Here is a 23,035-nt window from a genome sequence, read left to right as displayed (position 1 = left end):
TCCCTGGCCGCGGATCGGCGGACGCCGATGCTTATCTCGTCGTGCCGTGCACCTTCGGCAGCGCGCCGCCGGCGGCCGCGTTGCGGTCGGGGCGGAAGTTGGAGAAGTCGGCACCGGCCACGTTCTTCACGAGAGCCAGTTCGTCTTCGATGACGGCGGCCTCCCACTCCTCCGGACCCACGAGGGGAAGGCGGACGCGCGGGCTGCCGATGCGGCCGAGGCCGTGCAGGATGTACTTCGCCGCGACCGTGCCGGGCACGTGCGTCATGACGGCGCGCACGAGGGGCTCGAGGCCCTTGTGCGCGGCCGTGGCGGATGCCAGATCGCCGGCGTTCACGGCATCCACGATCGTCCGATAGGGCGCGGCGGCGATGTTCGCGGTGACGCCGATGAGGCCGGACGCCCCGATCGACAGGTGCGGCAGCACGTTGGCGTCGTCGCCGGAGAAGTACATCAGGTCGGTCTGGTTGAGCACGCGACTGACCTCGCTGAAGTCGCCCTTGGCGTCTTTGATCGCGAGGATGTTGGGGTGCTTGGCCAGGCGCAGGATCGTCTCGTATTTGATCGGCACACCGGTGCGACCGGGGATGTCGTAGAGGATCACCGGGAGGTCGGTCGCGTCGGCGACGAGACGGAAGTGCGTCAGGATGCCGGCCTGCGTGGGCTTGTTGTAGTACGGCGTGACGATCATGATGCCGTCGGCGCCGGCCTTCTCGCTGGCCTTGTACAGCTCGATCGCGTGGGCGGTCTCGTTCGAGCCGCCGCCGGTGATGATCTTGGCGCGACCGGCCGAGACGCTCTTGCCGACCTCGACGAGGCGGAGCTTCTCGGGGTCGGTGAGGGTCGAGGTCTCGCCCGTGGTCCCGGTGACGACGATGCCGTCGGCTCCCGCGGTGATGACGTCGTCGATGTGCTTCTCGGTGGCGGGCCAGTCGACCTCGCCGTCGGCGGTCATCGGGGTGATGAGCGCGACGAGCACCTGACCGAAGGGATTGCCGGAGTGCGTCATGCTCCCAGGTTATCGGTTCACCGGGCCCCTCCCCCGGCCCGCGTCGGTCTCGGTGTGAACAATGCGTGACGACGGCCGCGCCGTAGGGTGGCGAGGTGAGCTGGACGACGCGCGCGACGCGCACCGTGTACGAGAACCCCTGGATCCACGTCCGCGAGGACGAGGTGACCGGACCGCACGGGGACGGCATCTACGGCGTCGTGCGGATGCAGAATCCCGCGGTCTTCGTGGTGGCTCTCGATGCCGACGAGTGCATCTGCTTCGTCGAGCTCGAGCGCTACACGACCGGCCGGTCGCTGGAGATCCCCGCGGGAGGCTCGGACGGCGAGGACCCCCTCGTCGCGGCGCAGCGCGAACTGCTCGAGGAGGCCGGGGTGACGGCATCCGAGTGGCAGGATCTGGGACGCATGAACGCCCTCAACGGCATCGCCGACGCCCCCGAGCACGTCTTCCTCGCCCGTGGGCTGTCGATCACGGATGCCACCCGCTCCCAGCACGAGGAGGGGATCGACGCGGTGCGGTGGATCCCGTTCCCCGACGCCCTCGCGCTTATCGCCGACGGCGGCATCACCGACGGCGAGACGATCGGCGCGCTCGCGTTCGCCGGGATCCGGCTCGGCCGGTTCCGCTGAGCGGCCCGAGCGGCTCCCGGGATCGTGGGCCGCGCGGCGGTCGTCAGCGGCCGCGCGAGGCGGCGCGGACGACCAGCGCGTCGGGCAGGAGGCGCGAGGCGGCGACGAGGGCCTTGTAGCGCCACGACGGAACCGAGACGGAACGTCCGCGTGCGGCGTCGCGGAGGCCCTCGCGCACGACCGTCGCGGCGTCGAGCCACATGCGATCGGGGACGCCCTCCTGGCCGGGCGGCAGTCCGAGGCGCTCGTGGAAATTCGTGTGGACGAAGCCGGGGCACACCGCCGTCACGGTCACACCGCGCGGGCGGTACGCGACGTTGGCCCACCGGCTGAAGGAGATGAGCCAGCCCTTGGCGGCGCCGTAGGTTCCGCGCGGCACGAAGCCCGCGACCGAGGCGACGTTGACGATGCGACCGCTCCCCCGCGCGAGCATCGACGGCAGGGCCGCGTGCGCGAGCCGCATCGCCGCCTCGACGTGCAGGCGCAGGTGGCGCACCTCGGCCTCGACGTCGTTGCGCTCGAAGGCGAGGTCGAGGCCGAATCCGGCGTTGTTGACGAGCACGTCGACGCCACCCGCCAGGCGCGCCTCGACGGCCGCGAGCGCGCCGGGATCGAGAAGGTCGGCCGGGAGCACCTCGACGGCGACCGGGTACCGCTCCTCGATCTCGGCGGCGACGGCGGCGAGTGCGGCCTCGTCTCGCGCGACGAGCACGAGGTCGGCCCCGCGCGCGGCGAGCTGTCGGGCGAATTCGGCCCCGAGGCCGGAGCTCGCCCCCGTGATCACCGCGGTGCGTGCCATGTCAGCCCTCTCGCCGGTACGTCTCGAAGCGGTAGCGGATGCCGCTGCGCGAGGTGTGCCAGCCCTCGACGGGGTCGGTCGAGACCCGGCGCCAGCCGTCGGTCGAGGGGGCGCGCGTGTCGCCGTCCACGGCGAGGTCGAGGCGCGTGACCTCGAGGACGTCGGCGATGCCGATGGCCTCGGCGTAGAGCATCCCACCCCCGATGATCCAGACCTCGTCGCCCGCGGCCAGCCGCAGGGCGTCATCGAGGGACGCGGCCCGATCGGCGCCCTCGGCCGCCCACTCCGTCGATCGCGAAACCACGATGTTGCGCCGCCCCGGCAGGGGCCGGAATCGGGGCGGGAGCGACTCCCACGTGCGCCGCCCCATGATGACGTCGTGCGAGGCCGTGACCGCGCGGAAGTGCGCCATGTCTTCGGGGACGTGCCACGGCATCCCCCCGTCGGCCCCGATGACGCCGTCGTGCGCCTCGGCCCAGACGAGACCGACCGAGGTCATACCGCGACGGCCGCGCGGATCGCGGGGTGGTGCTGGTAGCCCTCCACGACGATGTCGTCGAAGGTGTAGTCGAGGATCGACTCCGGCGTGCGCGCGAAGCGGAGCGTCGGGTACGGGAACGGCTCGCGCGAGAGCTGCTCGGCGACCTGCTCGCGGTGGTTGTCGTAGACGTGGCAGTCGCCGCCGGTCCAGACGAACTCGCCGGGCTCGAGCCCCGTCTGCTGGGCCACCATGAGCGTCAGCAGCGCGTACGAGGCGATGTTGAAGGGCACGCCGAGGAACATGTCGGCGCTGCGCTGGTACAGCTGGCACGAGAGCTTGCCGTCGGCGACGTAGAACTGGAAGAGCGCGTGACAGGGCGCGAGCGCCATGTCGGGGATGTCGGCGGGGTTCCACGCCGAGACGATGAGGCGACGCGAGTCGGGGTCGCGACGGATCTGCTCGATCACCTGGGTGATCTGGTCGATCGTGCCGCCGTCGGCGGTCGGCCACGACCGCCACTGCACGCCGTAGACGGGCCCGAGCTCGCCGTCGGCGTCGGCCCACTCGTCCCAGATGGTGACGCCGTTCTGCTGGAGCCACGCGACGTTCGACTCGCCGCGCAGGAACCACAGCAGTTCGTACACGATCGACTTCAGGTGCACGCGCTTGGTGGTGATGAGGGGGAAGCCCGCAGAGAGGTCGAAGCGGATCTGCCGCCCGAAGACACTCGTGGTGCCGGTGCCGGTGCGGTCGGACTTGTGCACGCCCGTGGCGAGCACGTCGCGGAGGAGGTCTTCGTAGGGCGTCGGGATCTCGGCGGTCACGGGGTTCACGATACCCGGGGCACCCGGACGGAGGGGGCGGCCGGCACCACCCGTGGATCATCCGCGCCTGGGGAGGAGGGACGCGCGCGGATGCCGCGGGGTCCGGCCCGTGAGATCACTGGGCGTCACCGTCATGCAGCGACTCATCGGCCCCTCTTCCCCTCGCGCGCATTAGCCTTTCCTGTCGTGGACCTGACCTTCGCCGTGATCGCCGTCGTGGCCCTCGTCGTCGTGACGACGGCTGCGGGCCTGCTGCTGCGCCGTCGCGACGGCCGCGCCCGCGGGGTCGATTCGGCCGAGATCGTCGACCCCCGTCGTCTCGGGGCCGACTCCCTCGGCGAGGAGGCGACCCTCCTGCAGTTCAGCACCGAGATGTGCGCGCGCTGTCCGGGCGTGCACCGGATGCTGTCCGAGGTCGCCGACGCCCGCGAGGGCGTGCGCCACCTCGACGTGGACCTCACGCACCGCCCCGACATCGCTCAGCACTTCCGTGTGCTCCAGACCCCCACGACCCTCGTCCTGGACCGCCACGGCGTCGTGCGCACGCGCTTCGGCGGCACCCCCGGTCGCGCGGTCGTCGAACTCGAGCTGGACACCCTGCAGAAGGAGACCACCCGTGCCTGACATCACGCGCATCGACGCCCGCGGCCCGCGCTTCGCGGCATCCGTCACCGCGGCGCTGCTGCTGGTGGCGACCTTGCTGAGCCTGGTGGGGATCTCGACGGGCCGCGACGACGCGACCGGCGCGTGGGTCCTCGCGACCGCCTCGTTCACCGACCGGCTCGCCGACCCCGGCTTCCTGCTCGTGCTCGTGATCGCCCTGCTGTTCGTGTGGGGCGTCGCGTCTCCGCGGACCGCCCCCTGGGGCGTGCTCTACCGGCGAGTCGTGCAGCCGCGCCTGTCGGCGCCCACCGACTTCGAAGACCCGCGTCCTCCGCGCTTCGCGCAGGGAGTCGGCCTGTTCGTCACCGCGGTCGGTCTCGTGCTGCACCTCGCGGGCGTGCCGTGGGCGCTGCCGATCGCCGCCGCGATGGCCTTCGTCGCCGCTTTCCTCAACGCCGTGTTCGGACTGTGCCTCGGATGCCAGCTGTACCTCGTCCTGCAGCGCGCCGGGGTCATCGGGCGTCGCGGTCCCGCCGCCGCCTGACGCATCCGCTGCGCCGGGGCTGTCAAGTCCCGCACCACGTCGGACCCCCTCGTTAGGCTGGCCGCGTCGCGGTCGCCCCTGACCGCGCCGACACTAACGGAGGTTCCCCATGGCCGTCACGAGCGAAGCCACCACCGCCTGGAAGGGCAGCCTGTTCGAAGGATCGGGTGAGGTCACCTTCACCTCTTCGGGCATCGGCACGTTCGACGTCAACTGGAAGGCCCGCAGCGAAGGCTCGGACTCGGTCACCACGCCCGAGGAGCTCCTCGCCGGAGCGCACTCGGCGTGCTTCAGCATGGCGCTGTCGAACGCCCTCGCCGACAACGGCACCCCGCCCACCTCGGTCGACACCACGGCATCCATCACCTTCAAGCCGGGCACCGGCATCTCGGGCAGCCACCTGAACGTCAACGCGGTCGTCCCCGGTCTCGACGACGAGACGTTCCAGAAGATCGCCGCCGACGCCAAGGCGAACTGCCCGGTGTCGCAGGCGCTCGCGGGCATCGACATCACCCTCGAGGCCACGCTTGGCTGAGACTCCCGCCCGACGCGTCGTCATCGCCGGCGCGTCGGGCCTCATCGGCTCGGCCCTCATCGACTCCCTCCGCGGCGACGGCGTCGACGTCGTCTCACTCGTGCGTCACGCGCCCTCGGCGCCGCACGAGCGGCAGTGGCTGCAGGACGCCACCCCGCTCGACCCCGAGGTGATCGCCGGAGCCGACGCCGTGGTGTGCCTGAACGGCGCGTCGATCGGCAGGTTCCCGTGGACGCCGTCGTACAAGAGCACGCTGCTGTGGTCGCGCGTCACCCCGACGCGCACGCTCGCCGCCGCCGTCCGCGCCCTCGGGCGCGACGCCCCCGCCCTCGTGAACGCGAGCGCGACGGGCTTCTACGGCTCGCAGCCGGGCGTCGAGCTCACCGAGTCCTCGGGCCGCGGCACGGGCCTTCTCGCCGACATCTGCGTGGAGTGGGAGTCCGCCGCGCGTGACGCGGGCGAGAACGCCCGGGTGGCCCTGCTGCGCACGGCCCCGGTCGTGCACGAGCAGGGCGTGCTCAAGCCGCTGCTGCTGCTGACCAAGCTCGGGATCTCGGGTCCCATCGGACGCGGAACGCAGGTCTGGCCCTGGATCTCGCTCGACGACGAGGTGCGCGCCATCCGTCACGTGATCGACTCCGACATCGAGGGACCGGTCAACCTCACCGGGCCGACGCGGGCGACCGCGAACGACCTCGGGTTCGCCCTGGCGCGCCGCATGAACCGTCCCTACGTGCTGCGGGCGCCGATCTGGGGCGTCAAGCTGGCGCTCGGAACGGATGCCACCGAGGCCCTCCTCACCTCCGACGCCGACGTGCGGCCCGCCGTGCTCAGCGACGGCGGCTTCGCCTTCCGCCACTCCACGGTGGAGGACGCGATCGCCGCCGCCGTGCCCGCGGCGACCTGACCCCTCCGCGGCGGAACGGTCGGGGTCAGCGCGCGCGCCGTTCCGCCGCCTCGAGGCGGATCGCGGTGCGAACGGATTCGCGCGCCCGACGACGGTCTCCCGCGGCGTCGTACGCGAGCGCCAGCCGGTACCGGGCGCGCCAGTCGGAGGGATCGGCTTCGACCTCGGCGCGATAACGCGGGAAGAGGGCGTCACCGTCGGCGCGTTCGATGCGGCCGCTGGGACGCACCGGGAGGTCTTCGTCGGGCAGACCACCCTCGGCGTCGAGTCGCTCGCCGATCTGCTGCGCGCGCACCCCGAACCACAGCTCGCGTCCGATGGCCCAGAGCGCCAGCAGCGGGAGGACGATGAGCGCGAGGCCCATGACGACCCCGACCGTCTCTCCGCTGGAGAGCAGCACGAGGGCGCGCTGACCCGCCAGAACGACGTAGAGCAGCAGCAGGACCGTCATGACGGCGACGGCGATGCGGACCCTCATGCGCTGGTGGCGCTCGCGACCTGCCCCGACACGTCGCCGTCGGCGACGGGCGCTCCGGCTTCGACCGGCCGCGTGCGCACGCCGATGTCGATGCAGCTGTCGAGACCGATCGTCACTCCGCGCGCCTCGCGCGCCGCCGCGAGGGCGATGCGTATGCCGGGCGCGTAGGCGGTGGCCGGATCGACCGTGTCGTGCACGAGGGTGAGCGACTCCCCCGCGCCCGAGAGCACGGTCTCCTGCCGGGCGATGACGCCCGGACGCCGCAGGGAGTGGATGGGGACGGATGCCACGCGCTGACCCCGCGCGCGCTGGTCGACGTGGGGGGACTCGACCGGACCGACCTCGGCCCGGGCCGCCGCGATGAGCTCCGCCGTGCGCACGGCGGTGCCGCTCGGCGAGTCGACCTTGGTGTCGCGGTGCGCCTCGACGATCTCGATCGACGGGAAGAACGGGGCGGCCGCGGCGGCGAGGGCGCTGCCGATCACCGACCCCAGCGAGAAGTTGGGGATGAACACGACGCCCGTGCCCGCGGCCTCGGCCAGGGGGCGCACGAGGGCGATGCGCTCATTCGACCAGCCCGACGTGCCGACGAGCACGTTGATGCCGCGATCGATCGCGGCCCGCACCACGTCGATGGACACCGCGGGAGTCGAGGCGTCGACGACGAGGTCGGCTCCGTCGAGCTCGGCGAGGTCGGACTGCGAGCCGAGCACGGCGGCGACCTCGTACCCGTCCTCGGCCTCGACGACCTCGCGGATCACCCCGCCCAGTTTTCCGGTTCCGCCCACGATGGCTACGCGTGTGGTCATGCCCCCAGCCTAGGCGGCGGCGCCCCCGCGGGTCGGGCGTCGTCCACAGACGCGCCGCGCGGGCGGCATCCGGGGATCAGACGGGAAGGGGGTCGACGAGCCCGGTGCGCAGCTCGACCGGCAGGTGGGCCAGGTCGTTGTGCGACAGCAGCGTCCAGGGGCGGCCCTTCTTCTGCGCGATGACCGTGAGCCCGCAGTTGGCCTGGTTGATGGTCATCCAGCGCCACTCGGGCGCCTGCAGCACCTCGCGCACGAACCACGAGATGACGAAGTTGTGGGTGATCAGCAGCTCGTGCACCTCGCCGGCCTTGCGGGCGAGAAACTCCGCGGTCGCATCGGCCATCTGGGCGCGACCCGCATCGATCTCGGCCTCGGTCACCGCCCCGAAGAAAGGCTCGTACGCGGCGGGCGTCTCTGGGGTCATCCCCGTCGGGACGCAGTCGAACAGGAGCGCCGACGACTCCGGCGAGACCGAGGGGAGCCGGTCGGCCACGGCGCGGGCGGTCTGCGCCGCGCGCTCGAGGGGCGAGTGCCAGACCGCGTCGAGCGGGAGTCCCGACAGCCGATCGGCGAGAAGCGCCGCCTGACGCTGGCCGCGCGGAGACAGGGGTCCGTCAGCGAGCCCGTGCTCGGCATCCTGGTGTTCGCCGTGGCGCACCAGGTAGATGTAGTGCGTCACGTCAGCTCACCCCGTTGTCGATCTGCCGTCCCCCGGCCGGTCCCTCCAGCCTACGTCACACGTCGGCGGGGGCGGTCGTCACTCGGCGGCGCGTGCGATGTCGGAGAGCTGGGCGCGACTGAGACGCACCCCCACGGCGCGCATGCACTCGACGACGTGGCGCGGGGCGAAGGCGTTCACGATGGGGGCGGTGACGATCTTCTGCGCGAGCAGCCAGGCGACGGCCACCGCGGCATCCGGGATGCCGAGCTCGCTGCCGACGGCGTCGAGCGCGCGGAGCACGCGCGACCCGCGGCGGTTCAGGTGAGCGGCGACCTGCGAGCCGCGCACGGACTGCGTCGACTGCCCGCGCGTGCGCGTCTCTCCGGCGAGGAAGCCGTGGGCGAGCGGATGCGACGGGGTCACCGCCATGTTCTGCGCCGACGCGATCAGGCGCACGTCGCCGTCGAACTCGGAGCGGCGCAGCACGTTGTAGGGCACGTCGAGCACGGTGATGCGCGGGTAGCCGGCCGACGACAGGATGCGCGCCTCGACGAGCTGCGCGGCGGTGTAGCCGTGGGCGCCGATCGCGCGGACCTTGCCGGCCTCGACCAACCACTCGCTCGTCGCGAGGGTGTCCTCGAGCATCGCCGTGTCGCCGCGCGCCGCGTCGAGGGAGAGCACGTCGATGCGGTCGGTGCCCAGACGCGTCAGCGACGCCTCGACCGCCCGCACGAGGTTGACGGAGTCGAGCCCGGGGTTGTCGGGATGGCGGCCCACGCGCACCGTCAGCACAGTGTCGTCGCGCATGCGCCGCGAGCGCATCCACTCGCCGATGATGTACTCGCTGCGTCCCGCGGCGTAGCTGTCGGCGGTGTGCAGCGCGTTGCCGCCGAGTTCGGCGTACGCGTCGAGGATGTCGTGGCTGGCGGCGGCGTCGACGTTCCAGCCGAACTCGCCGCCGCCGAGGAACAGGGGGAACACCTCGAACCCCGTCTCGCCGAGCGGGACGCGCACGTGCGAACCGAGACCGGGGCCCTGCAGGGTGATAGGGGCGGACGGATGAGGGGCGCGATCCCGACGCAGGCGCGGCGAGGCCGTCTCGTCGACGCCCGAGCCGCTCATGGTGGGCTCCCCTCTCGCGCCGGGAACCGGTGCGGAAATGCCGCACCCCCTCGCCCCCCGACGTACTTCAACGGTATTCGCTCGCCCGGACGGGGCCGCATTTTCACCCGGCTCGGCGATAAACATTGCGTAACGCTTGCGCGCGGCGCCGTCGCACGGGCCCCTCTGTTCACTTCCGTCACACGACGAATGCCCGCCCCGCACAGTGCAGTGCGGGACGGGCATCCGGTGATCGCGGGATCAGCCTTCGGCGGGAGCCTCGGGGCCCTCGCTCGCGGCGGCCGAGCTCTGCGTGTCGGCCGGCTCGGGCGTGGTGGCCTCCTCGTCGAGCACGGGCTCGAGCGAGAGCTTGCCGCGGTCGTCGATCTTCGTGATGCGCACGAGGATCTTACGACCGACCGAGAGCACGTCCTCGACGTTCTCGACGCGCTTGCCGCCGGCGAGCTTGCGGACTTCGCTGACGTGCAGCAGGCCGTCCTTGCCGGGGAGGAGCGAGACGAACGCACCGAAGGTCGCGATCTTGACGACGGTTCCGAGGAACTGCTCGCCCACCTCGGGGTTGGTCGGGTTGGCGATCGCGTTGACCTGGGCGCGGGCGGCCTCGGCCGAGGGGCCGTCGGTCGCGCCGATGTAGACGGTGCCGTCCTCCTCGATGGAGATCTGCGCGCCGGTCTCGTCCTGGATGGCGTTGATCGTCTTCCCCTTGGGGCCGATGAGCTCACCGATCTTGTCGACCGGGATCTGCACGCTGATGACGCGAGGCGCGGTGGGCGCCATCTCGTCGGGCGCGTCGATCGCGGCGTTCAGGACGTTGAGGATTGTCAGACGAGCCTCCTTGGCCTGGGTCAGGGCCGCGGCCAGCACCGACGACGGGATGCCGTCGAGCTTGGTGTCGAGCTGGATCGCGGTGATGAACTCGGAGGTACCGGCGACCTTGAAGTCCATGTCGCCGAGCGCGTCTTCGGCGCCGAGGATGTCGGTCAACGCGGCGTAGCGCGTCTGTCCGTCGACCTCGTCGGTGACCAGACCCATCGCGATACCGGCGACGGGAGCGCGAAGGGGCACACCCGCGTTCAGCAGCGACAGGGTCGAAGCGCAGACTGAGCCCATCGACGTCGAACCGTTGGAGCCGAGTGCCTCGGACACCTGACGGATCGCGTAGGGGAACTCCTCGCGGCTGGGCAGCACCGGCACGAGCGCGCGCTCGGCGAGGAAGCCGTGGCCGATCTCGCGACGCTTCGGCGAACCCACGCGGCCGGTCTCACCGGTCGAGTAGGGCGGGAAGTTGTAGTGGTGCAGGTAGCGCTTGCTCGTGATGGGCGAGAGCGAGTCGATCTGCTGCTCCATCTTGAGCATGTTCAGCGTGGTGACACCCAGGATCTGGGTCTCGCCGCGCTGGAAGATCGCCGAGCCGTGGACGCGCGGGATGACCTGCACCTCGGCGTCGAGCGGGCGGATGTCGGCGACACCGCGGCCGTCGATGCGGACGCCGTCGCTGAGGATGCGACCGCGAACGATCTTCTTGGTGACCGACTTGTACGCGGCCGAGAACTCCAGCGGCGCGCCCGCGGGCAGCTCGCCCGCCTCGACGGCGGCGATGAGCTCGCCCTTGACGCGGTCCTTGACGGCGTCGTCGGCGTTCTGACGCTCCTGCTTGTCGGCGATCTGGTAGACGCCCACGAGGTCGTCGTACGAGCGGCCGGCGACGAAGTCGTAGACCTCGGAGCTGTACGCGGGGAAGACCGGGTAGGGCTGGATCTCCTTGGCCGCGGTGCGCGCGACCTCGTTCTGCGCGTCGACGAGCTGACGCAGGAACGGCTTGGCGGCCTCGAGGCCCTCGGCGACGACCTGCTCGTTGGGCTTGGTCGCACCGCCCTTGATCATGTTCCAGCTGCCCTCGGTGGCCTCGGCCTCCACCATCATGATGGCGACGTCGCCGTCGTCGAGCACGCGGCCCGCGACGATCAGGTCGAAGACGGCATCCTCGAGCTGCGTGACGGTCGGGAAAGCGACCCACTGGTCGGCGTGCTCGCCCTGGCCGGGGATGAGCGCGAGGCGCACACCGGCGATGGGACCCGAGAACGGCAGGCCCGAGATCTGGGTCGACATCGAGGCGGCGTTGATCGCGAGCGCGTCGTAGAACTCGCCCGGGGCGATCGAGAGCACGGTGACGACGATCTGGACCTCGTTGCGCAGGCCGTCGACGAACGACGGGCGCAGCGGGCGGTCGATGAGGCGGCACACGAGGATGGCCTCGGTGGAGGGGCGACCCTCGCGGCGGAAGAACGAGCCGGGGATCTTGCCCGCGGCGTACGAGCGCTCTTCGACGTCGACGGTCAGCGGGAAGAAGTCGAAGCCCTCACGGGGGTGCTTGCCGGCGCTGGTGGCCGACAGGAGCATCGTCTCTTCGTCGAGGTAGGCGGCGACGGCGCCCTGCGCCTGCTGGGCGAGGCGTCCGGTCTCGAAACGGATCGTGCGGGTACCGAAGCGGCCGTTGTCGAGAACGGCCTCGGCGGCGGTGATTTCTGGACCTTCCAAGAGGTCCCTCCTTCTTTGTTTAGGCTCGCCGCCCCGTGTGGGCGACGAGCTGACATGCGAAGGAGCAGGAACAGGCAGAAAGGGCGCGCCGACGAATCGACCCGGAAATCCCGGCGACTGGCCACCAGTAGACGACCACCCGGCGATCCGACGGGGAGTCCACCACAGGGGACCAGCGTCTGCCGGCCTGCTCCGTGAGCTCATATGCAGTTGAGCGGATGCCAAGACGGCATTCGCGCACCACCCTACCAGCGTCGACTCCGCCGGGGTGGTCGCGCCGCACCTGCGTGCTCTAGCGTGACCTCATGGGTCTCACGCGTCTCACCTGTCACACGCTCACCGCGTGCCTGGTGCTCGGCGCCGTCTTCACGCCGCTGCCCGCCTCGGCGACACCCGCGCCGCCCCTCACTTCCTCCTCGTCGGTTCCGCGCCCCGCGGCCGTCGACGAGGCAGCTGTCGCCGCCGTGAAGCAGGAGCTGGATGCCGCGGAGGCGACCGCGGCGTCCGCATCACGACGCGCGCTGGATGCGTCGGCGGCCGCCGAGCGCGCCCGCGAACTCGCGGCCACGACGACCGAGCGCGCCGAGACGCTGACGCGGCAGAGCGCCGCGGCCGACGCCGCGCTTTCGCAGGCGAGCTCTCGGGCCGGGGCGAGTGCCGCCCGCCTCTACCGCACGGTCGGAGCCGGTCCCCTCGTCGCGCAGCTGCTGACCGAGGCCGACCCCGACTCGCTGCTGCAGCGCCTCGGTCTGCTCGACCACGTCACGGCGGTCAGCGCGCGCACGGCGGGCGAGGCCCGCAGCGCGGCGGATGTGGCGACCTCGCTGCGCGCCCAGGCGGAGACCGCGCGCGACGAGGCGACGCGCCTGTCGGCCGAGGCGCAGACCAGTGCCGCGACGGCGTCGGCCGAAGCGGATGCCGAGACGGCGGCCGTGTCGTCGGCGCAAGCGCGTCTGGACGACCTCTACGCCCGGCTCGCGGCCCTGCGGGAGACGACCGCCGCTGAGGAGCGCGCGGCGCGCGAACGCGAGAAGGCGGCGCGCGACGCCGCCGACGAGGGGGGCGCGACCGGGGGCGGATCGGGGTCAGGCGGCTCCACCGGCGGCGGCTCGGGCGGATCGGGCGGCGGGAGCGGCTCGGGCGGGTCCGGCGGCGGAAGCGGTTCCGGCGGGTCCGGGTCCGGCGGCGGCTCCGGGTCCGGGGGCGGTTCCGGCGGCGGCAGCGGCTCCGGCGGCGGCTCGAACGGCGGCGGCTCGAACGGTGGCGGCTCCGGCGGAGGCTCGAACGGCGGCGGGTCCGGTTCCGGCGGCGGCTCGAACGGCGGCGGCTCCGGCGGAGGCGGGTCCACGGCGCCGGCCGGACCCGTCATGAGCCCGAGCGAGGCGCGCGACCACGCGCGCGGCGCGATCCGGGGCTACGGCTGGGGCGACGACCAGTTCTCGTGCCTGGTGTCGCTGTGGAACCGCGAGTCGGGCTGGCGCGCCGACGCGCTGAACCCGTGGAGCGGCGCTTACGGGATCCCGCAGGCGCTCCCGGGCGAGAAGATGGCATCCGCGGGTCTGGACTGGCGCACCAACGCCGCGACGCAGATCTCGTGGGGACTGTCGTACATCAGCGCGCGTTACGGCAGCCCATGCGGCGCGTGGGCGCACTCGGAGCAGACCGGCTGGTACTGACCGCGAGGCCCTGAGCCGTGCGACCCGACCACGCTCCTGCTCGTGAGGACGCCGCGCCGGGCACGAGTTCCCCGGCGGATCAGGCGGTGCGCGTGCGCTCCCGATCGCCACGGGTGGGCAGGTCGACGTAGCCCTCGTGCTTCGCGTGGATGCCGTCTCCGGCGGTGCGTCCGCGCACGCGGCGCCAGACCCACGGCAGGGCGTCGCGCGTGAGCCACCCGCCCCGCGGGGCGTCGTCGTCGGCGTGCAGCGCCTCGTCGAGACCGAGCAGGGCGCGGGCATCGGGGACGCCGAGAGCCTCGGCCGCCCGGTAGGCGACCAGGCGGTGTCCCGAGGAGCGAAGGTGCACCAGATCGTCGGCCCACAGGGGCAGCTCGCCGATCTCGGCGACCGCCTCGAGGTCGAGCAGGATCGCCCCCTGCTCGGCGGCGATGCGGCGCAGGTGCACGTTGTAGGCGGCGAAACGGCGGGCGAAGATGCGCGCCGCGGGGCGCCGCGGGAGGAAGGTCGTCACGAGCAGCACGTCGGCTCCCGTGCGACGCACGGCCCGCACGGCCGACTCGACCTCGGCCACGAGCGCGGGCAGCACCGGAGCGGGACCCACCAGGTGGTTCGCGCCGATGAGGATCGACACGAGGTCGGGACGCAGGGCGAGGGCCGCGGGGATCTGCTCGTCGATGAGGTGCCGCACCCGCCGACTGCGCACCGCGAGATTGGCGTAGCGGAACGGCCCCTCGTCGCTCGTGTGCGCGAGCAGCTCCGCGAGACGGTCCGCCCAGCCGCGGAACTGCCCCGACGGCATGCGCGACCGGTCGCAGAGCCCCTCCGTCAGCGAGTCGCCGAGAGCGACGAACCGGCTCCACCGCCCCCGCGTGCGCGTCGCCTCGGGTGCGGCCGGGCGCGGTCCGCCGCGCAGCAGCAGGCCGTCGTCGATGCGGCGCAGGGCCACGGCATCCGCGTAGTGTCCGACGAGGTCGCGCGTCAGCGCCTCCCACGTGCGCCCCTGCACCGCGTCGCGGGCGGCCCGCGCGAACGCCCGCCGCTTCGCGTCGTCGCCCACGAGGTCGGACACGCGCGCACGGAGGTCGTCGAGGTCGCCGGGCCGGTAGAGCCAGCCGTCGACGCTCGAACGCACGAGGTCGAGGGGCCCGCCGACGCCCGTGGCGACCACCGGCACCCCGCTCGCGAGAGCCTCCTGGATGGTCTGCCCGAAAGTCTCGCTCTCACCCGGGTGCACGAACACGTCGAAGCCCGCCATGACCGACGACAGGGCCGCTCCGGACAGGTGGCCGGTGAAGACGGCATCCGGGATCGCCCTCTCGAGCGCGGCGCGCGAGGGTCCGTCGCCCACGATGACCAGCCGCGTGCCGGGCAGACCCGCGAGCGCGCGCAGATCGTCGACCTGCTTCTCGGGGGCGAGCCGGCCGACGTATCCGACGATGCGCTGGCCCTCCGGCGCCACCTCGGCGCGCCACGCCTCGTCGCGGTGCGCGGGGGCGAAGCGCACGGCATCCACTCCCCGTCCCCACCGGCGGATGCGGTCGACGCCCAGGCCCTCGAGCTGCCCGGTCGACGCCGACGAGGGAGCGAGGGTCAGCGTCGCGCGGCGGTGCAGGCGCGCGACGTGCGCGGCGACGAGGGCGGTGGCGTGGGGCAGGCCGTACTTCTGCGAGTACGCCACGACGTCGGTCTGATACACCGCGACCGAGGGGATCTTCAGGGCGTCGGCGGCGGCGAGCCCCTGCCATCCGAGCACGAACGGGGATGCCAGGTGCACGACGTCGGGGTCGAAGTCGCGCAGCAGCGCGCCCAGGCGGGCGGCGCGCGCGAACACGACGCGGACCTCGGGGTACGAGGGAAGGGGCACCGAGCGCAGCAGCTCGGTGCGCGCGCCGTGCAGATCGGCGGTGACATCGCCCGCCTTGGGGGCGATCACCAGGGTCTCGTGCCCCATCTCGGCGAGATGGCGCAGGACGTGCAGAACGGAACCGGTGACCCCGTTCATGTGCGGGAGGAAGGACTCGGCCAGCAGCGCGACTCTCACGCCTCCAGGGTGCGACCTCCGCGCCCGCCGCGGGGCGCGCAGGGGCCGGACGTTCGCGATGTTCACCGGATGCTCCGCGGGCGGTCACCGGCCCGTGGGCGGGGCGTCTCGATCGGCGGCGGAGAGTGACGGGATGGACGGTGTCGACGCCTGGCTGCAGGCGATCGCGGCGAGCCCGTGGGCTCTCCCCGCGATGGCGGTGCTGGTGTTCGCCGACGCGTTCCTCGTCGTCGTCCCGGGCGAAGCGGCCGTGACGGCGTTCGGCGCTCTGGCCGTGGCGCACGGGACGCCCTCGCTCGCCGCGGTGATCCTCGTCGCGGGGGCGGCGGCCTTCGCGGGAGACCTGGGCTGCTACCTCGTCGGACGCGCCGTGGGCGTGGAGCGCTGGGCCTGGATGCGCGGGCCGCGGGTGTCGGCGGCCCTGGAGTGGGCGCGTCGGCGTCTCGAGCGCAATGCCGCGGTCGTGTTGTTCACCGCGCGCTTCGTGCCGTTCGCGCGGCTCGCGGTGAACCTCGCGGCGGGTGCCGCGCGGGTGAATCCCGGCCGGTACCTCGGCGTCGCCGCCCTGGCCGCGCTGGCCTGGGCCGCGTATCAGGCGGTGATCGGCGCGGTCGTGGCCGCGCTCGTGCCGGGAGGTCCGGTGGTGGCGGTGGTCGTGTCGATCCTCGTCGCCGTGGGGATCGGCGTCGGCATCGACCTCGTGCTGGCGCGTCGGGCGAAGCGGCGGGCGGCGGCGCAGGGCTGACGCGGGCGCATCCTCGCATCCCTGCCCGGAGTCCGGCGAGCAGCCGCGGCATCCCCGAGCCCCGGATGCCGCTCCCCCGGCGCCTCACGCCGGCGCGAGCGCAGAACCCCACGTCCTCGCATCCACCACCCCGGGATCCCGCGAGCAGCCACCACTCCCCTGAGCCCCGGAGGCCGCGACGCCGGCGCCTCAGACCAGCGCGAGCGTCCGTTCGGCGGCGTCCACGAGGGCGCGGCCGTACGACGGCCCGTGGCCCGCGGCGTGCACGGCGAGCGGGTGCAACTGGTGCACGGGCAGGCGGTCGCGCCAGCCCGCGCGCAGCGGATGGGCGCGGTCGTACCCCGCGACGACGCGATCGAGGAAGGGACAGCCGAAGAGGGCGAGCATCGCGAGGTCGGTCTCGCGGTGGCCGCCGTGCGCGGCCGGGTCGATGAGCACCGCGCCATCGGAGGCCCACAGCACGTTCCCGGTCCACAGGTCGCCGTGCAGGCGCGCGGGAGGCTCGTCGTCGTCGAAGGCCCCCGCGGCGATCAGCGCGCAGGCGCGGGCGACCACCTCCGCCCCGGATGCCGAGAGCGAGCCCGCCGCGAGAGCGACGGGGAGGAACGGCTCGACGCGCTGCGCGGCGTAGAACGCGCCCCACGTGACGGTGGCGCGCGCGGGCTGCGAGCGACGACCGATGAAGATGTCGCCCTCCCACCCGGGCGGCGGGGAGCCGAAGGCCGGGGCGCCGGCGTCGTGGGTCGCGGCGAGCGCGGCACCGAACGCCTCCGCGGCCTCGGGGGTCGGCCCGGTCTCGACGACGCGCTCGAGGACGATGCGCTCCTCCCCGGCGTCGACGACGCGGACGATGCGCACGCCGTCGGCTGCGGCCAGCCAGCGCAGCCCCGCGGCCTCCGCGGCGAAGAACCCCGCGGGCGCGTCGGACCTGCTCTTCACGTGCTGTTCCATCGGCCCAGTCTGTCGCGATGTCGGAGGCCCCGGGCACGATGGGGGCATGAGCGACGGTTACGACCCGGACTTCCTCGGCATCCCCCTGCCCCTCCCCTCCCCCGCGCGAGCCATGACGCGCCTCGACTACCCCCGCTTCTCGGTGCTGCTCGACGAGCGACGCCGTTTCGCGGCGGTCACCGGGGTGGTGATCGACGGGGCGACGCTGCGCGACCTCCCCCGCACCGGCGAGTGGCGCCTCGACCCGCGGGTGACCGCCGACGCGCAGGCGGGACCCGAGGTGTACAGCCGCAACGATCTCGATCGCGGGCATCTCGTGCGCCGGCGCGACCCCGGTTGGGGCACGCCCGCGCAGGCGCAGGATGCCACCGAGGCCACCTTCTTCTACACGAACGCGGCCCCGCAGGCCGCGGGGTTCAACCAGTCGAAAGAGCTCTGGCTCGGGCTCGAAGACCACGTGCTGACCTACGCCGAGAGCACCGATCGGCGACTCGCCGTCTTCACGGCGCCCGTGCTCGGCGACGACGATCCCCCGTACCGCGGCATCCGGGTGCCCCTTCGCTTCTGGAAGATCGCCGCGTGGCGCGACGGCGACGCGCTCGCGGCGGCCGGGTTCGTGCTCGATCAGAGCGACCTCGTCGACACGCGCCAGGGTCTCGTCGTGGGTCCGCTCGGGGCGTTCCGCACCTTTCAGATGCCGATCGCCGAGATCGCCGCCGAGGCGGGCGTCGAAGTGGGTCCGCTCGCCGCCGCCGACACGTTCGTGCGCCGCGGGCTGCGCCCCGCCACCGCCCGCGAGCTGCGCCGTCGCGACGACATCGTGCTCTGAGGGGCGGGGGCGCGTGTGTCAGGCCGGGCGCGCGGGCCGGGTGCGCCGGGCGCGCGGGCCGGGTGCGCCGGGCGCGCGGGCCGGGTGGCGGGAGCCGGGCGCACGGGCCGGGCGGCCGGCGCCGGGCACACGGGCCGTGTCGCGGGAGCGGGGGCCCGGGGCCGGGCCAGGTCGCGGGGGCCTGGCGCACGGGCCGGGGGCCGGGCCGGGTGGCGGGCGCGCGCCCGTGTGCCGGGCGCCGGGCACACGGGCCGTGTCGCGGCAGCGGAGGCCCGGGGCCGGGGGCCGGCGTACGGCCGGGTCGCGGGCGTCGGGCACACGGGCCGGGTCGCCGGGGCCGGGCGTGGGGCCTCGACGGGCATGACCGAGCCCTCCCCGCACGTGCGCGTCCAGGGGCGACCCCGAGGCAGCCTGAGCCGACGGCCGCGCGATGCGTGCGTCAGCTCACGCGCACCGCGTGCAGCACGGTGTCCACCGCCGCGGCGGGGTGGCCGTCGCGCAGTTCGGCGTCGGCACTCGTGCGCACGACCCGTTCGCACCTCTCGATGCGGAACCCCTCGTCCAGGGCCCCCCTCAGCAGTTCGGGCGTGTAGAGGATCGCCGGGTCGGTGGGCCCGTGACCTCCGGCCGCGATGTTCTGCACGTCATGACCGACGACCACCAGCGTGCCCCCGGGTGCCACCCATCGCGCGATCCGCGTGATCACGGTCGCACTGTCGGGCAGGTGCAGGTAGCACGAGACGACGAGATCGGCGGATGCCGCCGGCTCCCACTCGTGCACATCGCCCTCGACCCACGCGACGGCGTCGCCGCCGGGGCGCGCCGCGGCCAGCGCGAGACCCGCGCTCGAGAAGTCCACGCCAACCGCGGACCATCCCCGCTCGGCGAGCCAGAGCGCGGTGCGTCCGTCACCGGTGGCGACGTCGATCGCCCGTCCCGGCGCGAGGGGGGAGACGATCTCCCGCACGACCGCGGGCGGCTGCGTGGCCCACACCCCTCCGGCCGAGGCGCGGTATCGCTCGTCCCACTGCGTGGCATCCATTCCGGACTCCTTCTGCTCGCCCCCACCCTAGATCGGCCCGCCGCTTCGTCGCCCGCGCACAACCTCCGTGATCCGCACAACCTCAGCCCGCAACCCCGAGAACCCCCGGAGGTTATGCAGATCACTGAGCTTGCGCCCTCACGCCGGCGCCCGCGCACGCGCCCCCGCTTGCGCACAACCTCCGCGATCCGCACAACCTCAGCCCGCAACCCCGAAACCCCACGGAGGTTACGCAGATCACTGAGCTTGGGCCCCCCGGGCCGGCATCCTGCCCTCTGCGCCCCGCTCGCGCACAACCTCCGCGATCCGCACAACCTCAGCCCGCAACCCCGAAACCCCACGGAGGTTACGCAGATCACTGAGCTTGGGCCCCCCCGCGCCGGCATCCTGCCCTCTGCGCCCCGCTCGCGCACAACCTCCGCGATCCGCACAACCTCAGCCCGCAACCCCGAGAACCCCCGGAGGTTATGCAGATCACTGAGCTTGCGCCCACCCGCGCCGGCATCCTGCCCTCCGCGCCCCGCTCGCGCACAACCTCCGCGATCCGCACAATCTCAGCCCGAAACCCCGAAAACCGCGCGAATCCCGAACCCCACACACTCCTCCGCCCCTACAACGACGACGCCCCGCCGCCCACACGGGCGACGGGGCGTCGGATCGGGCTCACTCCCCCGAGAGGCCGCCGAGCAGGTGACCGAACGACCGGCCCTCGCCGAGGTACGACGAAGGGTCGAACGGATCGGCGTCCTGCACGGGTTCGCGGGCCGCGATGGCATCCGCGAACTCCCGGGCGCCGCGGTCGACGCGCGAACCGAGGGGGGCGACCTCGTCGGCGTTGGCACCCCAGTCGCTGGATGCCGCGAACACGCCCGTCGGCACCGGGTTGGCGTGCAGGTAGGTGAACAGGGGCCGGATGGCGTAGTCGATCGCGAGCGAGTGCCGGGCGGTGCCGGCGTTCGCGCCGATCAGCACCGGGGTACCCGTGAGCGCCTGCGGGTCGAGCACGTCGATGAACGACTTGAACAGTCCCGAGTAGCTCGTGGAGAAGATCGGCGTGACAGCGATGATGCCGTCGGCCGAGACGACCGTGTTGATCATCTGCTCGAGAGCCGCGGGAGCGAAGCCGGTGAGCAGGTTATCGGTCAGGTCGTGTGCGAAGTCGCGGAGCTCGAACACGTCGGCCGTGGCCTCGATGCCGCGCTCGCGCAGCTCGGCGAGCGCGGCGTGAGCGAGACGGTCGCCGAGCATGCGCGTCGACGAGGGTGTCGACAGGCCCGCGGTCACGACCGCGATGCGGCGGGCGGCCATCTCAGGCACCCACCTTCGTCGCGGCGGCGCCGAACGCGCTGCCGGAGCGGGGCGCGGCATCCTGGTAGGGGCTTCCCGAGACCATGTTGTCGCCGCGGTTCGCGCCGGGAACGGCCTGACGCGGGGCCGCGCCGGCGTAGATCTTCTCGACCTGGTTGGCGTGCGTGGGAGCGTCGGGCACCTCGGTCGGGCGGTTCTTCTGCAGCTCCTTGCGCAGGACCGGCACGACCTCGCCACCGAGGATGTCGAGCTGCTCGAGCACCGTCTTGGTGGGAAGACCCGCGTGGTCGATGAGGAAGAGCTGGCGCTGGTAGTCGCCGAAAGTCTCGCGCATCGCGGCGTAGCGGTCGATGATCTGCTGCGGCGAACCGACGGTCAGCGGGGTCATCTCGCTGAAGTCCTCGAGGCTCGGGCCGTGGCCGTACACGGGGGCGTTGTCGAAGTACGGACGGAACTCCCGCACGGCGTCCTGCGAGTTGGCGCGCATGAACACCTGTCCGCCGAGGCCGACGATCGCCTGCTGGGGCGTGCCGTGTCCGTAGTGCGCGAAGCGCTCGCGGTACAGCGTGATGAGGCGCTGGTAGTGCTCCTTGGGCCAGAAGATGTTGTTCGCGAAGAAACCGTTGCCGTAGTAGGCGGCCTGCTCGGCGATCTCGGGCGTACGGATCGATCCGTGCCACACGAACGGGGGAACGCCGTCGAGGGGACGCGGGGTCGAGGTGAAGCCCTGCAGGGGCGTGCGGAACTTCCCCTCCCAGTCGACGACGTCCTCGCGCCACAGCTTGTGCAGCAGGTCGTAGTTCTCGATCGTGAGCGGCAGGCCCTGTCGGATGTCCTTGCCGAACCAGGGGTAGACCGGGCCGGTGTTGCCGCGGCCGAGCATGAGGTCGGCGCGACCGCCCGAGACGTGCTGCAGCATCGCGAAGTCCTCGGCGATCTTCACCGGGTCGTTCGTGGTGATGAGCGTCGTCGACGTCGTGAGGATGAGGCGCTCGGTCTGCGCGGCGATGTACGCGAGCGTCGTCGTGGGCGACGACGACCAGAACGGCGGGTTGTGGTGCTCGCCGAGGGCGAAGACGTCGAGGCCGACCTCTTCGGTGTGCTTGGCGATGGTGAGCGTGTCCTTGATGCGCTGGGCTTCGCTCGGGGTCTTCCCCGTGGTCGGGTCCTGGGTGATGTCGCTCACCGTCATGACACCGAACTGCATGCCCGGCCAGGTGGTGTTCTCGCTCATGATGCGCCTCCGTTTTGTATGCATCTGAATATACATGGAAGAACGCACGACGCCCGACTTTATTCCGCCCTACCCCATCGTCATCCGGGATCCGACCCCGTGGACCGCGCGGCACGCCGCGGTTATCGTCGCCGGGGATGACGGATGCCACCCCCTCCCCGCCGACCCGCGTACCTTTCTGGGACAACGCGCGCTTCGCCGCCATCGTGCTGGTGGTCCTCGGGCACGCGATCCAGCGGCTGACCTACGACTCGGATGCCGCGGAGGCCGTCTACCTGCTCGTGTACGCGTTCCACATGCCGCTGTTCGCCCTCGTCTCGGGCTACTTCTCGTCGGCGGCCGAGCCGACGCGGCGTCGCATGGCCCGCCTGTTCACGGATCTCGTCGCGCCGTACGTCATCTTCGAGACCCTGTGGACGATCACGCAGTTCCTCGTCACGGGGAGGACCAACCTCGACCCCGCGCAACCGTCGTGGACACTGTGGTTCCTCCTCGCCCTCGCCCTGTTCCGCCTTGTGCTGCCGTACCTCGCCCTGCTGCGGGGCCCCCTCGTCTGGGCCCTCGCGATCTCGGTGGTCGCCGGGTATCTCCCCAGCATCGACTCGACGTTCTCGGTGTCGCGGTTCCTGGGACTGCTGCCGTTCTTCACCCTGGGGTGGTGGCTGCGCGAGCACGACGTCGTCGCTCGAGCGGGCCTCCTCGCCGCCCGACCCGTGTGGCTGCGTCTGATCGCGGCGGGGGTGCTCGCGGGAGCCGGCGTGCTCGCGTACGTCTTCGTCGACGCCTGGAGCGCGATGCGCCTCGGCACGTGGTTCTTCTTCGTCGACGCCTACGTCGACCTCGACGCCCCGCAGTGGTGGGCCGGGGCCGTCCGCCTCGCGATCATCGCGCTCGCGCTCGTGCTGATGACGGCGTTCCTGGCGCTGATCCCCCGCCGCGAGACCCGCTGGACCCCTCTGGGCCGGTACACGATGTACGTCTACCTGCTGCACACGTTCGTGCTCTATCCGTTCCGGCAGTCGGGGATGCTGCGCGGCCTCGAACCCGTGTGGCTGTGGATCCCCGTGGTCGTGGTCGCGAGCGTCGTCATCGCCGTGGTCCTGTCGAGCCGCCCGGTGCGGCGCCTCACGCGCCCCCTGGTGGAGCCCCGGATGCCGTGGCTCTTCCGCGACCGCGAGCTCGGCGCGGGCCGCGGCTCGCTCTAGCCGGCGCGCCCCGCGCCCCGCGCACCCCCGCCCCGCGCACCCCCGCCCCGCGAGATCAC

The 23,035-nt window shown here is 72.6% G+C and carries 23 protein-coding genes; 9 read left to right on the top strand and 14 right to left on the bottom strand.

Annotation, left to right across the window (positions count from 1 at the left end; all coding sequences use genetic code 11):
- Positions 1–31: 31 nt before the first annotated feature.
- On the bottom strand, positions 32–1,009 hold the full coding sequence (gene dapA / locus FB047_RS14580) for a 4-hydroxy-tetrahydrodipicolinate synthase (protein ID WP_058232286.1): 978 nt from the start codon (positions 1,007–1,009) through the stop codon (positions 32–34).
- Between the two features lie 95 nt (positions 1,010–1,104).
- On the opposite strand from dapA, the gene FB047_RS14575 reads away from it, so the two are divergent.
- Positions 1,105–1,641 carry an NUDIX domain-containing protein gene (locus tag FB047_RS14575; protein ID WP_136587929.1) on the top strand — a complete coding sequence of 179 codons (537 nt, stop codon included), beginning with the start codon at positions 1,105–1,107 and terminating at the stop codon, positions 1,639–1,641.
- Positions 1,642–1,684: 43 nt separating this feature from the next.
- Here FB047_RS14575 and FB047_RS14570 read toward each other — a convergent pair whose 3' ends face one another.
- The 3 genes from FB047_RS14570 to FB047_RS14560 are packed head-to-tail and all read right to left on the bottom strand — an operon-like array spanning position 1,685 to position 3,745.
- Complete coding sequence (locus tag FB047_RS14570; RefSeq protein ID WP_136587928.1) at positions 1,685–2,440, bottom strand: SDR family NAD(P)-dependent oxidoreductase; 756 nt, start codon at positions 2,438–2,440, stop codon at positions 1,685–1,687.
- 1 nt (position 2,441) lies between these two features.
- Positions 2,442–2,939, bottom strand: a complete 498-nt coding sequence (locus FB047_RS14565; RefSeq protein WP_136587927.1) for a dihydrofolate reductase — start codon at positions 2,937–2,939, stop codon at positions 2,442–2,444.
- Positions 2,936–3,745: a thymidylate synthase gene (locus tag FB047_RS14560; RefSeq protein WP_136587926.1), complete on the bottom strand. Its 810-nt coding sequence runs from the start codon at positions 3,743–3,745 to the stop codon at positions 2,936–2,938. Before FB047_RS14560 ends, FB047_RS14565 begins: the two co-directional genes overlap by 4 nt.
- 186 nt (positions 3,746–3,931) lie before the next feature.
- Here FB047_RS14560 and FB047_RS14555 point away from each other — a divergent pair, with 186 nt between their 5' ends.
- The 4 genes from FB047_RS14555 (at position 3,932) to FB047_RS14540 (ending at position 6,334) form a co-directional block, all read left to right on the top strand.
- Complete coding sequence (locus FB047_RS14555) at positions 3,932–4,369, top strand: TlpA family protein disulfide reductase (protein WP_136587925.1); 438 nt, start codon at positions 3,932–3,934, stop codon at positions 4,367–4,369.
- A complete protein-coding gene (locus tag FB047_RS14550) occupies positions 4,362–4,892 on the top strand; it encodes a DUF4395 domain-containing protein (RefSeq protein ID WP_136587924.1) in 531 nt (176 codons plus the stop codon). Before FB047_RS14555 ends, FB047_RS14550 begins: the two co-directional genes overlap by 8 nt.
- 109 nt (positions 4,893–5,001) lie before the next feature.
- The gene (locus tag FB047_RS14545; RefSeq protein ID WP_136587923.1) at positions 5,002–5,427 is read left to right on the top strand and encodes an OsmC family peroxiredoxin; all 426 of its coding nucleotides are present in this window, start codon (positions 5,002–5,004) and stop codon (positions 5,425–5,427) included.
- Positions 5,420–6,334 (top strand): TIGR01777 family oxidoreductase, encoded by a 915-nt coding sequence (locus tag FB047_RS14540; protein WP_136587922.1) that lies wholly within the window; start codon positions 5,420–5,422, stop codon positions 6,332–6,334. The genes FB047_RS14545 and FB047_RS14540 overlap by 8 nt, the downstream gene beginning before the upstream one ends.
- Before the next feature lie 25 nt (positions 6,335–6,359).
- Here FB047_RS14540 and FB047_RS14535 read toward each other — a convergent pair whose 3' ends face one another.
- The 5 genes from FB047_RS14535 to FB047_RS14515 form a co-directional block, all read right to left on the bottom strand.
- Entirely contained in the window at positions 6,360–6,812 is a 453-nt protein-coding gene (locus tag FB047_RS14535; RefSeq protein ID WP_136587921.1) for a hypothetical protein, read from the bottom strand.
- Complete coding sequence (gene dapB / locus FB047_RS14530) at positions 6,809–7,621, bottom strand: 4-hydroxy-tetrahydrodipicolinate reductase (RefSeq protein ID WP_136587920.1); 813 nt, start codon at positions 7,619–7,621, stop codon at positions 6,809–6,811. Before dapB ends, FB047_RS14535 begins: the two co-directional genes overlap by 4 nt.
- A 76-nt stretch (positions 7,622–7,697) precedes the next feature.
- Complete coding sequence (locus FB047_RS14525) at positions 7,698–8,300, bottom strand: histidine phosphatase family protein (protein ID WP_136587919.1); 603 nt, start codon at positions 8,298–8,300, stop codon at positions 7,698–7,700.
- Positions 8,301–8,378: 78 nt separating this feature from the next.
- Complete coding sequence (locus FB047_RS14520; protein WP_136587918.1) at positions 8,379–9,404, bottom strand: aldo/keto reductase; 1,026 nt, start codon at positions 9,402–9,404, stop codon at positions 8,379–8,381.
- Between the two features lie 240 nt (positions 9,405–9,644).
- Positions 9,645–11,942 (bottom strand): polyribonucleotide nucleotidyltransferase, encoded by a 2,298-nt coding sequence (locus tag FB047_RS14515; RefSeq protein ID WP_136587917.1) that lies wholly within the window; start codon positions 11,940–11,942, stop codon positions 9,645–9,647.
- Positions 11,943–12,247: 305 nt separating this feature from the next.
- On the opposite strand from FB047_RS14515, the gene FB047_RS17270 reads away from it, so the two are divergent.
- Positions 12,248–13,618 carry an aggregation-promoting factor C-terminal-like domain-containing protein gene (locus tag FB047_RS17270; RefSeq protein ID WP_240752832.1) on the top strand — a complete coding sequence of 457 codons (1,371 nt, stop codon included), beginning with the start codon at positions 12,248–12,250 and terminating at the stop codon, positions 13,616–13,618.
- A 79-nt stretch (positions 13,619–13,697) separates the two neighbouring features.
- Here the strand turns inward: FB047_RS17270 and FB047_RS14495 are convergent, their stop codons facing one another.
- Positions 13,698–15,662 carry a glycosyltransferase gene (locus tag FB047_RS14495; RefSeq protein WP_136587915.1) on the bottom strand — a complete coding sequence of 655 codons (1,965 nt, stop codon included), beginning with the start codon at positions 15,660–15,662 and terminating at the stop codon, positions 13,698–13,700.
- Between the two features lie 133 nt (positions 15,663–15,795).
- Between FB047_RS14495 and FB047_RS14490 the strand changes: the two genes are divergently transcribed.
- Positions 15,796–16,407 (top strand): DedA family protein, encoded by a 612-nt coding sequence (locus FB047_RS14490; RefSeq protein WP_136587914.1) that lies wholly within the window; start codon positions 15,796–15,798, stop codon positions 16,405–16,407.
- 189 nt (positions 16,408–16,596) lie between these two features.
- Here the strand turns inward: FB047_RS14490 and FB047_RS14485 are convergent, their stop codons facing one another.
- Positions 16,597–17,358, bottom strand: a complete 762-nt coding sequence (locus FB047_RS14485; RefSeq protein WP_136587913.1) for a fructosamine kinase family protein — start codon at positions 17,356–17,358, stop codon at positions 16,597–16,599.
- A 46-nt stretch (positions 17,359–17,404) separates the two neighbouring features.
- On the opposite strand from FB047_RS14485, the gene FB047_RS14480 reads away from it, so the two are divergent.
- Positions 17,405–18,187 (top strand): DNA/RNA non-specific endonuclease, encoded by a 783-nt coding sequence (locus tag FB047_RS14480; protein ID WP_167494257.1) that lies wholly within the window; start codon positions 17,405–17,407, stop codon positions 18,185–18,187.
- A 439-nt stretch (positions 18,188–18,626) separates the two neighbouring features.
- On the opposite strand, the gene FB047_RS14475 is transcribed toward FB047_RS14480, so the two are convergent.
- From FB047_RS14475 to FB047_RS14465, 3 genes are all read right to left on the bottom strand, one after another.
- The gene (locus tag FB047_RS14475; protein ID WP_136587911.1) at positions 18,627–19,229 is read right to left on the bottom strand and encodes a class I SAM-dependent methyltransferase; all 603 of its coding nucleotides are present in this window, start codon (positions 19,227–19,229) and stop codon (positions 18,627–18,629) included.
- Between the two features lie 663 nt (positions 19,230–19,892).
- Positions 19,893–20,537, bottom strand: a complete 645-nt coding sequence (locus FB047_RS14470; RefSeq protein ID WP_136587967.1) for a CE1759 family FMN reductase — start codon at positions 20,535–20,537, stop codon at positions 19,893–19,895.
- A gap of 1 nt (position 20,538) precedes the next feature.
- Entirely contained in the window at positions 20,539–21,771 is a 1,233-nt protein-coding gene (locus tag FB047_RS14465; protein WP_136587910.1) for an LLM class flavin-dependent oxidoreductase, read from the bottom strand.
- A gap of 137 nt (positions 21,772–21,908) precedes the next feature.
- Here FB047_RS14465 and FB047_RS14460 point away from each other — a divergent pair, with 137 nt between their 5' ends.
- Positions 21,909–22,976 (top strand): acyltransferase family protein, encoded by a 1,068-nt coding sequence (locus tag FB047_RS14460; protein ID WP_136587909.1) that lies wholly within the window; start codon positions 21,909–21,911, stop codon positions 22,974–22,976.
- The last annotated feature ends 59 nt before the right edge of the window (positions 22,977–23,035 follow it).

This window comes from Microbacterium hydrothermale (genome assembly GCF_004854025.1).
Lineage (GTDB): Bacteria > Actinomycetota > Actinomycetes > Actinomycetales > Microbacteriaceae > Microbacterium > Microbacterium hydrothermale.
The sequence above is the reverse complement of the archived record's forward strand: the minus strand, read 5'-3'. Positions and strand labels throughout refer to the sequence as shown.

Bases quoted from the DNA above. Each gene is read 5' to 3' on its own strand.
- FB047_RS14545 (WP_136587923.1), top strand. From the start codon at position 5,002: ATGGCCGTCACGAGCGAAGCCACCACCGCCTGGAAGGGCAGCCTGTTC.
- FB047_RS14490 (WP_136587914.1), top strand. From the start codon at position 15,796: ATGGACGGTGTCGACGCCTGGCTGCAGGCGATCGCGGCGAGCCCGTGG.
- FB047_RS14485 (WP_136587913.1), bottom strand. From the start codon at position 17,358: ATGGAACAGCACGTGAAGAGCAGGTCCGACGCGCCCGCGGGGTTCTTC.
- FB047_RS14570 (WP_136587928.1), bottom strand. From the start codon at position 2,440: ATGGCACGCACCGCGGTGATCACGGGGGCGAGCTCCGGCCTCGGGGCC.
- FB047_RS14470 (WP_136587967.1), bottom strand. From the start codon at position 20,537: ATGGCCGCCCGCCGCATCGCGGTCGTGACCGCGGGCCTGTCGACACCC.
- dapB (WP_136587920.1), bottom strand. From the start codon at position 7,621: ATGACCACACGCGTAGCCATCGTGGGCGGAACCGGAAAACTGGGCGGG.
- FB047_RS14475 (WP_136587911.1), bottom strand. From the start codon at position 19,229: ATGGATGCCACGCAGTGGGACGAGCGATACCGCGCCTCGGCCGGAGGG.
- FB047_RS14480 (WP_167494257.1), top strand. From the start codon at position 17,405: ATGAGCGACGGTTACGACCCGGACTTCCTCGGCATCCCCCTGCCCCTC.
- FB047_RS14565 (WP_136587927.1), bottom strand. From the start codon at position 2,939: ATGACCTCGGTCGGTCTCGTCTGGGCCGAGGCGCACGACGGCGTCATC.
- FB047_RS14465 (WP_136587910.1), bottom strand. From the start codon at position 21,771: ATGAGCGAGAACACCACCTGGCCGGGCATGCAGTTCGGTGTCATGACG.
- FB047_RS14520 (WP_136587918.1), bottom strand. From the start codon at position 9,404: ATGAGCGGCTCGGGCGTCGACGAGACGGCCTCGCCGCGCCTGCGTCGG.
- FB047_RS14460 (WP_136587909.1), top strand. From the start codon at position 21,909: ATGACGGATGCCACCCCCTCCCCGCCGACCCGCGTACCTTTCTGGGAC.
- dapA (WP_058232286.1), bottom strand. From the start codon at position 1,009: ATGACGCACTCCGGCAATCCCTTCGGTCAGGTGCTCGTCGCGCTCATC.
- FB047_RS17270 (WP_240752832.1), top strand. From the start codon at position 12,248: ATGGGTCTCACGCGTCTCACCTGTCACACGCTCACCGCGTGCCTGGTG.
- FB047_RS14535 (WP_136587921.1), bottom strand. From the start codon at position 6,812: ATGAGGGTCCGCATCGCCGTCGCCGTCATGACGGTCCTGCTGCTGCTC.